Raw genomic sequence first — 13,349 nt, forward strand, 5'->3', positions numbered from 1 at the left:
CGTTTGACCACGATTTTCAGATCGAGACCTTTGATATGTCACGAGATAGTGCGTCGGCGCCGACTTGTCAGCCGTCCGGTAGGGTCTAAATTGGAATTTGGCAACTGAAATCCCGGTATAGGGCGATTCGGTTTAACAACGGGCGACCGGGGAGTACGACCATGACTGTCATGAAGGGCGCGGCCGACGCGATCGACGAGAAGACGATTGTCGCCGCGGCCGAAAGCGCACTCGGCGAAATCGCCCGGGTGCGTGCGGAAGTCGGCAAGGTTATTTTCGGCCAGGAAAGCGTTGTCGAGCAGACCCTGCTCGCCGTTCTCTCCGGCGGCCATGCCCTGCTCGTCGGCGTTCCCGGTCTTGCCAAGACGAAGCTCGTCGCCACGCTCGGCACGGTCCTCGGCCTTGATTCCAGCCGCGTGCAGTTCACGCCCGACCTGATGCCCTCCGACATCCTCGGCTCGGAAGTCATGGACCAGGATGCGGCCGGCCATCGCTCGTTCCGCTTCATTCCCGGCCCGATCTTCACGCAATTGCTGATGGCCGACGAAATCAACCGCGCCTCGCCGCGCACGCAATCGGCGCTGCTGCAGGCGATGCAGGAGTATCACATCACCGTGGCCGGCGCCCGCAAGGACCTGCCGGCGCCCTTCCACGTGCTTGCCACCCAGAACCCGTTGGAGCAGGAGGGCACCTATCCCCTGCCCGAGGCGCAGCTCGACCGCTTTCTGATGCAGGTCGATGTCGGCTATCCCGACCTTGCGGCCGAGCGGCAGATTCTGCTCGAGACCACAGGTGTCAGCGAAGCAACCGCTCACCCGGTCATCGATGCAACGCGGCTGCAGCAGATCCAGGCCCTGATCCGACAGATGCCGATCGGGGAAAAGGTGGTCGACGCGATCCTGTCGCTCGTGCGCTCCGCCCGTCCGGGCAACGGCAATGCCGCGACCGACAAGAACGTTGCTTGGGGTCCCGGGCCCCGTGCCGGCCAGGCGCTGATGCTCTGCGCCCGCGCCCGCGCGCTTTACGACGGGCGCCTGGCGCCGTCGATCGACGACATCCTGGCGCTTGCCGAGCCCGTGCTTCAGCACCGCATGGCGCTCACTTTCGCTGCCCGCGCCGAAGGCATGACCGTGCGCGACGTCATCGCCGATCTGGTGAAACAGGCCAGAGGCTGACGAATGGCCACCGTCGGGCACATAGTCTCGCGTACTCCTGCTGGTGAAGTACTTTCCCGCGCGCAACAGCGCGCCATGCTCGTTCCCGATTGCCTGGTGGAGGCACGGCGGATCGCCAATACCGTGATTTCCGGCTGGCATGGCCGGCGCAAGCGCGGCATTGGCGAGAATTTCTGGCAGTTCCGGCCCTATAGCGACGGCGAGAGCCTGTCGCGCATCGACTGGCGCCGCTCGGCCCGCGACGACCACACCTATGTCCGCGACCGCGAATGGGAGGCCGCGCACACCATCTGGCTGTGGGCGGATCTCTCCCCGTCGATGATGTACAAGTCGAGGCTCGGCGCGGTCTCCAAGGAGAGCCGCGCGCTCGTGCTGATGCTGGCGCTCGCCGAGATCCTCGCGCGCTCCGGCGAACGCATCGGCTGCCCCGGCATCATGGAGCCGATCTCGGCCCGCAATGCCGCCGAACGGCTGGCGACCGCAATCATGCTGAGCCCGCTCGCGGAAGGCCTCCCCAACACCGGGATGATCCGCAGCGCCAGCGATCTCGTGCTGATCGGCGATTTTCTCGATCCGGCGGAAAAGATCATGGACCGCCTCGGCCCGCTGGCACGCCGGGGTTTGCGCGGCCATGTGGTCGAGATCGCCGACCCTGCAGAAGAGGTGTTTCCCTATAGCGGCCGCACCGAATTCACCGACCCGGAGACCGGCGAGAAGCTGACGGCCGGCCGCGCCGAAGTGCTGCGCGAGGACTATCAGCGCGCCTATGTCAGCCGCCGCGACAGCCTGGGCGTGACGCTCCGCCATCTCGGCTGGACCTTCACCCCGCACAGAACCGACCGGCCCGCCTCGGAGGCGCTCGTCGCCGTGCACACCTATCTCTCCGGCATGCCGGGACGCGCGACGCACGGGGGCCAGCTATGAGCAGCTTGCCCTTCCTGTTCACCAACCCCGCTATCCTCGCCGCCCTGGTTGCCCTGCCTGTCATCTGGTGGCTGCTGCGCATGACGCCGCCAAGGCCCGCGGCCGAAGTGTTCCCGCCGCTGCGCATCCTGGCGTCCGTGATGAAGCGCGAGGAAACCCCGGCGCAAAGCCCCTGGTGGCTGACCCTGCTGCGCATGCTGATGGCCGCGGCGGTGATCCTGGCGATCGCCGATCCGGTGTTCAACCCGCGGCAGAACACGCTTTCCTCCGCTGGCCCGCTGGCGCTCGTCATCGACAACAGCTGGGCGACGGTCTCCGATTGGGATCGGCGGGTCGAGGCCGCCAATGCGCTCATCGACGATGCGGAGGCGAAGGATCTGCCGGTTTCGATCGTCTTCACGACCGATCGACAGCACGATGCGACCCCGGCTTCCGCCACCACCGCGCGAGACCGGCTGGCCGCGGCGCAGCCGCAACCGCTGCCGGCCGCGCGCGATCGGGCGCTTGCCGCCATGAAAGCCGCCCTCGCGAACTCGCCGCCTGGCACGCTTGCGTTCCTCAGTGACGGGATCGAGGCTGGGGACGGTCAGACGATGCGCCAAGTCGCGGAGATCGGCGCGGCCAACGTCCGCCGGATCGAAGGCAATGCGGAAAGCGCCATCGCGTTGACGTCCGCGACCAACGAAAACGAAGGCATGCGGGTCACGGCATCGCGGCTGCCGCTTGGCGAGCCGCGCGCCTATTACGTTTTTGCCCGCGACGCGCGCGGCACCGCCATTGCCGAAGGCGAACTCCGCTTCGCTTCAGGCGTCACGGCAGCGAATGCCCTGTTGAGGGCCCCCTTCGAGCTGCGCAACGATTTCGCACGTCTGACGATCGAGGGCCAGGCGACAGCCGGCGGCATCCACCTGCTCGACGATGGCAATCGCCGTCGCCGCGTGGCGTTGCTGAGCGGCGAGGTTCACCAGTCGCAGCCGCTGCTTTCACCGCTCTATTACATCAAGCGGGCGCTCGAACCTCACGCCGACCTGATCGAGCCGCGAGAGGAAGCGATCGGCAAGGCGATTGCCGAACTTCTCGCTCAAAATCCGTCGATCCTGGTCATGGCCGACGTCGGCCGGTTGCCGGACGAAAGCTATCCGCTGGTGACGCGCTGGCTGGAGAATGGCGGCATGCTCGTTCGCTTTGCCGGCCCGAGGCTGGCCGGCGCGCCTGCCGACGACCCGCTCGTCCCCGTCATGCTCAGGCAGGGCGAACGGTCCCTCGACGGCGCGCTCTCCTGGTCAGAGCCGCAGCCGCTTGCCGACTACCCATCTTCCAGCCCCTTTGCCGGTCTCGAGCATCCGCGCGATGTGCTTGTCAAACGCCAGGTTCTGGCGCAGCCGACACCGGACCTTGCCGAACGGACCTGGGCCAACCTCGCCGATGGCACGCCGCTGGTCACCACAGCCGAACGCGGACGTGGACGCATCGTGCTCTTCCACGTGAGCGCCGACCCGGGCTGGTCGAACCTGCCGATTTCAGGCTCCTTCGTCGACATGCTGCGCCGGTCCATCCAGCTTTCACGTGCCGGCGGCATTGCCGGTGACCAGACAAGCAAGGCGCAGACCCTGCCGCCCTATCGCCTGGTAAACGCCCGGGGCGAACTGACCACGGAGACGGGCAGCGCCCGGCCGCTTGAGATCGCCCCCGGAGTTGCGCCGATTGTTTCCGCAGACACACCGCCCGGCCTCTACGGCTCGGAAGAGGGTTTTGTTGCCAACAATCTTCTCCCCGACGGCGGCAGCATCGCTCCGATCAGAGGCAACCTCGTCAGCGAACGCGCGGAAGGGCTGGAAGGCGTGCGCCCGTTCTCGATCCGGCCCTATCTCTTCGGGCTCGCGCTGATGCTTTTCCTGATCGACACGTTGATCGTGCTTTCCATGGCCGGCGGCCTCACAGGATTGCGCCGCCGCGCTGCCGGTGGCGCCGCCACGGCAGCCGTGCTTGCAACCCTTGGCCTTGCCACCCTTGGTGTTGCTGCCCTGGCACCCACGATTGTTCACGCGCAGGATAGCCAGCCAAGCGACGCGCAGACACTGCAACGCCTCGACACGACCCACCTCGCCTATGTCATCACCGGCGAGGCCGAGGTCGATCGATTGTCGGAACAGGGCCTCCTGGGCCTCAGCAACTACCTGACCTATCGCACGGCTCTGGAACCGGGCGCCCCCGTTGGCGTCGATCTGGAACAGGACGAGCTGGCGTTCTACCCGATCATCTATTGGCCGGTATCCGCCACGGCGCCGATGCCGAGCAGCAGAGTGATGAGCCGGATCGACGCCTATATGCGCAACGGCGGGACCGTGCTCTTCGACACGCGCGACCAGTTCTCCTCGCTCACGCCTTCGACGGCGGGCGACAGCCCCAATGTGCAGCGCCTGCAGGAGATGCTGAACGGCCTAGACATTCCGCCGCTGGAACCGGTGCCTTCCGACCACGTGCTGACAAAGGCCTTCTACCTGCTTTCGAATTTTCCCGGGCGTTACACCGAGAGCCAGTTGTGGGTGGAAGCCGCCCCCCATGACGCCGAGGAGCAGAGCAACCGACCGGTGCGCGGCGGCGATGGCGTCACGCCGATCATGATCACCGGTAACGACTTCGCCGGCGCCTGGGCTGTCGACGCCAACGGCGCGCCGCTTCTGCCGACGGTACCGCCGGACGAAATGCAGCGCGAATATGCCTATCGGGCGGGCGTCAACATCATGATGTACATGCTGACCGGCAACTACAAGTCCGATCAGGTTCATGTGCCGGACCTCCTCCAGAGGCTTGGGCAGTGAGGGCTGATCGATGACTTATGGTTTTGCTCCGCTGCTTCCACTGGTGTTCTTCGTGCCGCTTCTGATCGTCGCGGCGCTGTTCATCGGCTACGGTCTGTGGCGAAAGATACGCGGCGCCTGGCTGCGCGCCCTCGCCTTGGCCGCACTCGCCCTGGCGATCGCCAATCCTTCCATCTTCGTCGAACTGCGTGATCCGCTCTCGACGATCGTCGCGATCGTGGTTGACCGCAGCCAGAGCCAGCAGAATGGCGACCGCACCGAGCAGACCGATCGTGCGGTCGAGGGCCTGAAGGCGCGGCTGGCGGCGATACCGCTCATCGAGCCGCGTATCGTCGAGGCCAAGACCGATCCGGCGAGCGTCTCGCCGGCGACCAACCTCTTCACCACACTTACGACAGCGCTCTCCGATGTTCCGCCAGCGCGCATCGGCGGCGCCATCTTCGTGACCGATGGCCAGATCCACGACGTGCCCGATGTCAGCCGCAAACTGGGTTTCGACGCCCCGGTTCATGGCCTGATCACCGGCAAGCCTGATGAGTTCGACCGGCGCGTCGAGCTCATCAACCCGCCGCGTTTCGGCATCGTCGGCGAAGAGCAGAAGCTCTCGTTCCGGGTTGTCGACGACGGCGCCGCACCCGGCGGGACCGCGGAAGTCAGCATCCGCCTCAACGGCAACGAAATCGCCCGGGAACGGGCCGAGCCGGGCACCGACGTTCCCTTCAGCTTCAAGGTTACGCGCGGCGGCAACAACGTGCTCGAATTTGCGGTGGATGCGGTTCCAGGCGAAGTGACCACGACCAACAACCGTGCGGTTCACGTGCTCGACGGCATTCGCGAAAATCTGCGCGTGCTGCTTGTGTCCGGCGAGCCTCATGCCGGTGAGCGTGCCTGGCGTAATCTCCTGAAATCCGACGCCGCGGTCGATCTCGTGCACTTCACCATTCTGCGCCCGCAGGAAAAGCAGGATGGTACGCCGATCAACGAACTGTCGCTGATCGCGTTCCCGACGCGTGAACTGTTCGTCGACAAGATCAACGAGTTCGACCTGATCATCCTCGATCGCTACCAGCATCGTGGCCTGCTGCCGATCCTCTACTACGACAACATCGCGCAATATGTGGAGAACGGCGGCGCGCTTCTGATTGCCGCCGGGCCGGAACACGCCGGCGACGATTCGATCGCCGCAACGCCGCTCTCGGCCGTGCTGCCGGCCGCACCCACGGGTGTGATGAACGAGAAGGCCTTCTTCCCCCGCCTGTCGGAGGAAGGGAAGAAACATCCGGTAACCCGCGGCCTCGAAGGCTCCGACAGCGAGCCGCCGCACTGGGGCCGTTGGTTCCGCACGGTCGATGTCGACAGGCCTGAGGGCAATACGGTGATGGAAGCGGCCGACGGCAAGCCGCTGCTCGTGCTCAACCGCGTCGGCAAGGGCCGCGTCGCCATGCTGCTCTCCGACCAGGGTTGGCTTTGGGCCCGCGGCTTTGAAGGCGGCGGTCCGCATGTCTCGCTCTATCGCCGCACCGCCCATTGGTTGATGCAGGAGCCCTCGCTCGAGGAAGAGGCGCTGACGGCACGCGCCCGGGGCCGCACGCTGGAAATCACCCGTCAGACGATCGACGGCGACCCGGGTCCCGTTTCGCTCGTCTCACCCTCGGGTCAAAAGCAGGACGTGAAGTTGACGGAGCGCCAGCCGGGTCTCTATTCGGCAGAACTCGCCACGACCGAGACCGGTCTGTTCGAGATGGCCAATGGTGAACTCACGGCCCTTGCCCATGTCGGCGATCCCAATGCGCCCGAGTTCAAGGCGGCGATCTCGACCGAGGACAAGTTGCGCCCGTGGGCGGAGAAGACCAAGGGACTGGTGCGGCGTCTCGCAAGCGCCGACGGGCCGCTCGATCTGCCCACGGTCCTGCCGGTCAGGGGCTCGATACGCTCGGCCGACGACCAGCGCCTCTCGATCCGCATGACCGACGAAACCGTGCTGAAGGGCATCAACTCGCTGCCGCTGTTTACCGGCCTCCTCGGGCTTGCGGCACTGCTCTTCCTGATCTCCGCCACCTGGTATCGCGAGGGACGATGACCGAACGGACCGTCGTCGTCAGCGACCTTCGCGACACACCACATTTCTTCGATGCCGTGGCCGACCGCATCTGGCGCGCCTGGTGGGAACCGCAGGGCTTTCCTCTGAGCCATATTACCTGCCTGCTGCAGGAGAGCCTCACCGAAGATGCAGAATCCCTTTGCCTGGTGGCGCACGCCGGAGATCGCTTCGTCGGCACCGCCTCGGTGATCGCCTCGGACCTCGAGGAGCGGCCGGATCTCACCCCTTGGGTGGCGGCCGTCTGGGTCGACCCGCCGTTCCGCGGCACCGGCATCGGCGGCGACATCGTGCTGAAGGCCGCCCGTGCGGCGCTCGATTCCGGCGCGGAGGCCGTGCATCTCTGCGCCCTTCCCGGCAAGCGCGCCTTCTACGAGCGCCTCGGCTGGCGGCTCGATGAAAAGGACGTGGGCGAGGATCGCCTCGACGTCTTCAGCATGCGCCGTGCGTGAAAGGTTTTCGATGTTCGAGGTAACGGACGCGCCTCCGGCCGAGGCGCTGGAAGCGATCGGCAATGGCCTCACGGCCTTCAATGCCGCCGATGTCGGCCCGTCGGAGCGGCGACCACTCGCCGTGCTCGTTGGCGGTCCCGAGGCGAAGGGGCAACGCGGTGGCTTGAACGGCTACACCGGCTGGGGCTGGCTCTTCGTGCAATGGCTGTGGCTGCCGGAGGATCTTCGTGGCCAGGGCCTTGCCGGCAAGCTGCTTCAGGCGGCGGAAGACGAAGCTCGACGCCGCGGCTGCCACAATGCCTGGATCGACACCTTCAACCCGCAAGCCCGGCGCGCCTACGAACGCCAGGGCTACGAGGCGTTCGGCGAATTGCCGGATTTCCCGATCGGCCGCACCCGGGTCTTCCTGAAGAAATCGATCGTCTCCGGCTAGAGCGCCGTGCGTTCAATTGAACGCACAAAGGACGCTCTAGCACTTTGGATCTAGAGCATCCTTCCACCTGAAAGCGGGATGCTCTGGTCTCAGACCGCGAGCTGCAGCTCGAGCGGCACGGCGGATGCCACCGCATCGTCCCGCCAGCCGATGGTGCCGGCAAGGCCAGCATGCACGCCCTCGGCCATCGGCACGACGAGCACGCGGGCGGGATCGACCGGTCCCGGAAATTCGAGCGCACCGTAGCGCACCTTCTCGAAACCGAGCGGCTGATAATAGGGCGGATCGCCAACGAGGATCACCGCCTCCGAACCCTGCCGCCGCGCCGCTTCGACGGCGATGCGCACGAGCTCCCGGCCGATACCCATGTTCTTGTGCGACGGCCGTACGGCCAGCGGCCCAAGCAGATGGCCCTTGATCGATCCTGCCATCACAGGCGTCATCCTGACCGAAGCGATGGTCTCGCCGTTGTCGGCACAGATGAAGGACAGCGACCGATCATGCGGCCCTTGCTCGCGGATGCGCGCGGCCGCCCGGGCAAACCGGCCGGGGCCGAAGGCTTCTTCATTGATGATTTCGATGGCTGCGTCATGGGACGCGTCTTCGGTCAGGTAGACGAGATCGTGCTTTTTCATGGGATCGAGAAACCAGGCATGCGAACAGACATAGGGATGGCTTCGCCCGAAGCGGGCGTTGGCAGCATCAGCGTCGTCGCAGGTTTCCCGAGAACATCATCAGTGCGGTTTCTTCCAACACGAAAAAAGTTGTGAGATCGCCGATATCAGAAAAATGCCCGCTGTCAAAGTCTAAAACGCACTGTTCGGATTTCGCCATCTATCGGACGCCGCTGGAAGCGCTATCTATGAGCGCAAGGATCACGAAGGAGATTTAAAGATGGGTAGATTAGTGGACGGCGTCTGGCAGGACGTCTGGTACGATACCGTCGCAACGAACGGCCATTTCAAGCGCAGCGCTTCGCAGTTTCGCAACTGGGTCACGGCAGACGGATCCGCGGGACCTAGCGGCGACGGCGGTTTCAAGGCGGAGGCCGGTCGCTATCATCTCTATGTTTCGCTCGCCTGCCCCTGGGCGCACCGCACGCTGATCTTCCGCAAGCTGAAGAAGCTGGAGGACCTCATTTCCGTTTCGGTCGTCGATCCGCTCATGCTCGCCCAGGGCTGGGAGTTCAAGGACGGCGGCATCGGCACTGGCGACCATCTCTTCGGATCGAAGGCGCTGTGGCAGATCTATACCCGCGCCGATGCCCACTATTCCGGCCGCGTGACCGTACCGATTCTCTGGGACAAGCAGCAAAACACCATCGTCTCGAACGAATCCTCCGAGATCATCCGCATGTTCAATTCCGCCTTCGACGGGCTGACCGGCTCGACGACCGACTTCTACCCGGAAGAACTGCGCGCCGAAATCGATGCGTTGAATGCCGACGTCTACAACGACGTCAACAACGGGGTTTACAAGGCGGGCTTTGCCACCACGCAGGCCGCCTACGAGGAGAGCGTCACCGCGCTCTTTTCCCGGCTCGACAAGCTGGAAGAACGCCTCGCGTCGCATCGCTATCTGACCGGCAGCCGCCTCACCGAGGCCGACTGGCGCCTGTTCACCACGCTGGTGCGTTTCGATCCGGTCTATGTCGGCCACTTCAAGTGCAACATCCGCCGGATCGCCGACTATCCGAACCTGCAAGGTTACCTCCGGGAGCTTTACCAGGTCCCGGGCGTGGCCGAGACCGTCGATATGCGCCACATCAAGGAGCACTACTACCGCAGCCACACGACCATCAACCCGACCGGCGTCGTGCCAGTGGGTCCGGTGCTCGACCTCACCTCCCCGCACGGACGCGAGAGGCTGTAGACCGATTGTTCGAGCGGCTGGACCGCCTCTACCAGTGAATGTCGAAGGCAGCGCTGCCGGCGAGTTCCGCAAGCCGGCGACGCGTCGCCGGCGTGGTATCCTCCGGCAGCGCATCGAGCGTGAAGAAGCCGCTCGCGGCGATCTCCAGATCCGGTGTCTTCGGCGTGGTCTGCCTGACGCCGTCGCAGCGGTAGAAGACGACATGGTCGCGGCGGCTCGTGCGCCTGTTGTAGTAGACCTGGATGAGCACCGGCGGCGCCGTTGCCTCCAGGTTTCCCTCTTCGCGCAGCTCCCGCAGCAGCCCGTTAATCGAGGCTTCGTCGCGATCGAGCCCCCCACCCGGCAGGTGCCAGCCCGGCAGATAGGAATGGCGCACGAGAAAAACCCGGCCCTCGTCATCGAAACAGGCAGCGCGAACGCCGATCGTCATGCCGCGCGCAAGGGCGTAATAGCCATGCGCGAGCCGCATCAGGAGCCGGAGATACCAGCGCCGCATCTCCGGTGGCCGTTCCTCGTTCAGTCGTCTCGTCCTTCCCATGTTTTCGGCCCGCACGCGATTCATCGGGCGACCTGATTCCCCTCGGCCGGAATATGCGCTAGACGGGGGCGATGTTCAAACTTGCCCATATCTCCGATGTCCATCTCGGGCCCCTGCCCGAATTGTCCTTAAGGGAGCTCGCGTCGAAGCGCATCACCGGTTTCGTCAACTGGCACCGCAACCGCAGCCGGCATCTCTTTACCGGCACGCTCGACACGCTGCTGGCGGATATCGAGAAGAAGGATCCTGACCATCTGGCGATGACAGGCGATCTCGTGAACCTCGCGTCTTCGCTTGAGATCAAGGCAGTGACCGAATGGCTGACGGATGCCGGCAAGCCGGAGAACATTTCCATCGTTCCGGGCAACCATGACGCCTATGTGCCGGGCGCCTACGAAAAGACCACCCGTGCCTGGTATCCCTACATGCGGGGCGACGATGCGCCGGCTCATTGGCACGACCGGCACCGTTGCTTTCCCTATATGCGGGTGCGCGGACCGGTCGCGCTGATCGGCTGCTCGACCGCTGTCGCAACGCCCCCCTTTGCCGCAAGCGGCTATTTCGGCCAGCGGCAGGCACGCGCGACCGTCAACCTGCTGCGGGCCGCCGGCGAAGCGGGCCTCTTTCGCATCGTCATGATCCACCACCCGCCGATCCGCGGCGCGGCCTCGATGCACAAGCGCATGATCGGCATCCGCCGTTTCGCCGCGACGATTTCCTCGGGCGGTGCGGAGCTCGTGATCCATGGCCACACCCATCTCAACACCGTCTACTGGCTGAAGGGCCAGAATGCACCGGTCCCGGTCGTTGGCATCGCCTCGGCCTCGCAAGGCCCGGGCGGCCACAAGCCGCCAGCAGCCTATAACCTCTTCACCATCACCGGCGAGCCGGGCAATTGGCAGCTGACGCGCGAACGCTATGCGCTGAACGGCGATGCAACGACGGTGACACTCGCCGAAACGACGCGTTTCTGAAGCCGTCAGGCGGGCCACTTCGCAGAATATTCATCGCCCAGCGAATATTTTCCCGCATTCATGCGTCATACCCCAGTCGTGCGCCGCCCGCTGGTGGTGTGCATTGTCTTCTGGCATGCTTCGTGGCTGAAGCCGCCCGACGGCGGCTCACCTCCTTTCGGAGCGTCAAGGACACGCGATCATTTTGAAACGACGCGCGGGCTTTCAAGGGCATGCGCGAAGAACGGGAGATGGCATGATGTACCGAAAGGCCCTGCTTGGCGCCCTGATTGTGGCCGGCGCAACCAGCTTCATGGCGCAGGCCGTGATGGCAGCCGGCGAAGACACCAGCGAACCGCCCAAGAAGACCAAGACGACCAGCGAATGCACGGATGGCAAGGTGTGGGACGCAAAGAAGAATGCCTGCGTCAACGCCAAGAAAAGCGACCTCAGCGACGATATCCTGTTCCAGGCCGCCCGCGAGCTCGCCTATGCCGGCCAGTATGAAAATTCCATCAAGGTGCTCGGCGCGGTCAAGGACCAGAAGAGCGCCCGCGTCCTCAACTATCTCGGCTATTCCAACCGCAAGGCCGGCCGCATGGAACTCGGCATGCAGTACTACAAGCGCGCGCTCCAGGCCGACGAGAACTACATTCTCGCGCGCTCCTACATGGGCCAGGCGCTGATCGAACAGGGACACGTCGAGGAAGCACGCGTGCAGCTCGTCGAGATCCGCGATCGCGGCGGCGAAAACACCTGGGCCTACCGCGCACTGTTGCAGTCGCTTGGCGGCGTCCGCCAGTACTGACCCGACGGGAGCACGGACGGCGCCCGGCGCCGCCCCGATCGCAGCGCCAAACGACAGAGCGCCGAGCGCGCAAGAGACGCGCCGGCATCTAGCCCTTCTTGGCGCCTCCGCTGGTGCCACTTGCAATAGGCGCGCTCTCGTTCTTCTTCTCCGACCATTCCGGCGGCAGACCGAGCGCGCCACCGGCGATGCCGCCGAGACCGGATCCTTTCCCGAAAACGGCGCAATTGGGATCGGAGGGCTTTCCGGTCACCGCATAGGCGACGCTGTTCTTGACGTTCTTCATCGAAGGCAGTTCGAAATCGGATTTCATCGGGTCACCCGATTTTTCCAGCAACGCACTGAAATCGCCCGAAAAATCTCCGGCAAGCTCAAAGGCGTCGGCTGCCGTCGATGCGCGGGAACCATTGGTGAGGATGTTGGCACCGCGCGCCCATGTCAGCCCGGCGATCTGCTTGCCCCGCGCGTCGAAAGCCTCCGCCTCGACTGCGAGACTTCCGAGACCGATCGGAATGCGCGGAACCGGAACGGGAGCGACCGCCGAGGTGACGGTCGACACGCCCGCAACAACGGCATTTGTCGATTTGACCTTGCTGATCACGGAGCGCACGGCCATATCCGCCGGCTTCGATATCGGCACGATATCGAACTGCGCACTCAGTGCTTCGCAGAGCGACCGGTCGATCGCCGTCGCCACCAGTTTCTTCTGCGGATCTCCAAGCTTGTCGAGATCGGCATTGGAAGCGAAGGTCGTCGGGATCACGTGCACCGTCTTCACGTTCTTGGTCGAGGCGGCATCCACCCGATACTTCGTCTTGGTCACCATCCCGTCGCTGGCGACGAAATCCTTGTAGGACGATAGCGATCCGGTTTCCATGACCTGAGCGCTCTGGCATGCGGCAAGCCCCGCAAGCAGCGGAACCACCGCACCAATGCGCATAGCCATGGCTCCTCGTCGAAGCTGGGCTCGGCCCCATCGGCCGCCCCCGATCCGGGCGGCATTCATTCTCTTGCTACGATGCTGTGCGTTCATTGGCGTGTCCCCGACATCGACTTGCAGTTGTGCGATGAGGTCCGGCCAGATTCGGGCCGAACTTTGACGCGATCTCGGGGCGCGGGTGCAGTTTACGGTAACGAAGCCCTTGGTTAACGGCGGCCGGCAAGCAAAAGCTTTTTGGGAAAAGACGCTATGAAGCAGCAGAATTTGCTTTCCGTTCCGGCACTTCCCTTGCAGACTAAGGGGCAAATGTTTCATATCATCCGGCTCGTGCCTC

12 protein-coding genes are annotated in these 13,349 nt (G+C 64.6%); 9 read left to right on the forward strand and 3 right to left on the reverse strand.

Features of this window, described 5'->3' with window-relative positions; genetic code table 11:
• Positions 1-161 precede the first annotated feature (161 nt).
• The 6 genes from ACN9MO_RS12405 to ACN9MO_RS12430 are packed head-to-tail and all read left to right on the forward strand — an operon-like array spanning position 162 to position 7,904.
• Positions 162-1,175, forward strand: coding sequence for an AAA family ATPase (locus tag ACN9MO_RS12405; RefSeq protein WP_113133450.1), 1,014 nt, complete (start codon positions 162-164; stop codon positions 1,173-1,175).
• Between the two features lie 3 nt (positions 1,176-1,178).
• Positions 1,179-2,099: a DUF58 domain-containing protein gene (locus ACN9MO_RS12410; RefSeq protein WP_112994347.1), complete on the forward strand. Its 921-nt coding sequence runs from the start codon at positions 1,179-1,181 to the stop codon at positions 2,097-2,099.
• Entirely contained in the window at positions 2,096-4,921 is a 2,826-nt protein-coding gene (locus ACN9MO_RS12415; protein WP_112994346.1) for a DUF4159 domain-containing protein, read from the forward strand. The genes ACN9MO_RS12410 and ACN9MO_RS12415 overlap by 4 nt, the downstream gene beginning before the upstream one ends.
• A gap of 10 nt (positions 4,922-4,931) precedes the next feature.
• Positions 4,932-7,001 (forward strand): hypothetical protein, encoded by a 2,070-nt coding sequence (locus tag ACN9MO_RS12420; RefSeq protein WP_093233988.1) that lies wholly within the window; start codon positions 4,932-4,934, stop codon positions 6,999-7,001.
• The gene (locus ACN9MO_RS12425) at positions 6,998-7,471 is read left to right on the forward strand and encodes a GNAT family N-acetyltransferase (RefSeq protein WP_057253089.1); all 474 of its coding nucleotides are present in this window, start codon (positions 6,998-7,000) and stop codon (positions 7,469-7,471) included. The genes ACN9MO_RS12420 and ACN9MO_RS12425 overlap by 4 nt, the downstream gene beginning before the upstream one ends.
• Before the next feature lie 10 nt (positions 7,472-7,481).
• On the forward strand, positions 7,482-7,904 hold the full coding sequence (locus tag ACN9MO_RS12430; RefSeq protein WP_112994345.1) for a GNAT family N-acetyltransferase: 423 nt from the start codon (positions 7,482-7,484) through the stop codon (positions 7,902-7,904).
• A gap of 89 nt (positions 7,905-7,993) precedes the next feature.
• Here ACN9MO_RS12430 and ACN9MO_RS12435 read toward each other — a convergent pair whose 3' ends face one another.
• Positions 7,994-8,539: a GNAT family N-acetyltransferase gene (locus tag ACN9MO_RS12435; RefSeq protein WP_057253085.1), complete on the reverse strand. Its 546-nt coding sequence runs from the start codon at positions 8,537-8,539 to the stop codon at positions 7,994-7,996.
• 259 nt (positions 8,540-8,798) lie between these two features.
• Between ACN9MO_RS12435 and ACN9MO_RS12440 the strand changes: the two genes are divergently transcribed.
• Positions 8,799-9,776, forward strand: a complete 978-nt coding sequence (locus ACN9MO_RS12440) for a glutathione S-transferase family protein (protein WP_057253083.1) — start codon at positions 8,799-8,801, stop codon at positions 9,774-9,776.
• 28 nt (positions 9,777-9,804) lie between these two features.
• Here the strand turns inward: ACN9MO_RS12440 and ACN9MO_RS12445 are convergent, their stop codons facing one another.
• Positions 9,805-10,314 carry an NUDIX domain-containing protein gene (locus tag ACN9MO_RS12445; RefSeq protein WP_057254327.1) on the reverse strand — a complete coding sequence of 170 codons (510 nt, stop codon included), beginning with the start codon at positions 10,312-10,314 and terminating at the stop codon, positions 9,805-9,807.
• A gap of 71 nt (positions 10,315-10,385) precedes the next feature.
• On the opposite strand from ACN9MO_RS12445, the gene ACN9MO_RS12450 reads away from it, so the two are divergent.
• Positions 10,386-11,288: a metallophosphoesterase family protein gene (locus ACN9MO_RS12450; RefSeq protein WP_425985054.1), complete on the forward strand. Its 903-nt coding sequence runs from the start codon at positions 10,386-10,388 to the stop codon at positions 11,286-11,288.
• 235 nt (positions 11,289-11,523) lie between these two features.
• On the forward strand, positions 11,524-12,075 hold the full coding sequence (locus tag ACN9MO_RS12455; RefSeq protein ID WP_057253080.1) for a tetratricopeptide repeat protein: 552 nt from the start codon (positions 11,524-11,526) through the stop codon (positions 12,073-12,075).
• Positions 12,076-12,163: 88 nt separating this feature from the next.
• Here ACN9MO_RS12455 and ACN9MO_RS12460 read toward each other — a convergent pair whose 3' ends face one another.
• Entirely contained in the window at positions 12,164-13,021 is an 858-nt protein-coding gene (locus ACN9MO_RS12460) for a DUF3313 domain-containing protein (protein ID WP_162727966.1), read from the reverse strand.
• Positions 13,022-13,349: the final 328 nt, after the last annotated feature.

This window comes from Ensifer sp. R-19 (genome assembly GCF_049905105.1).
In the GTDB taxonomy this organism is placed as follows: domain Bacteria; phylum Pseudomonadota; class Alphaproteobacteria; order Rhizobiales; family Rhizobiaceae; genus Ensifer.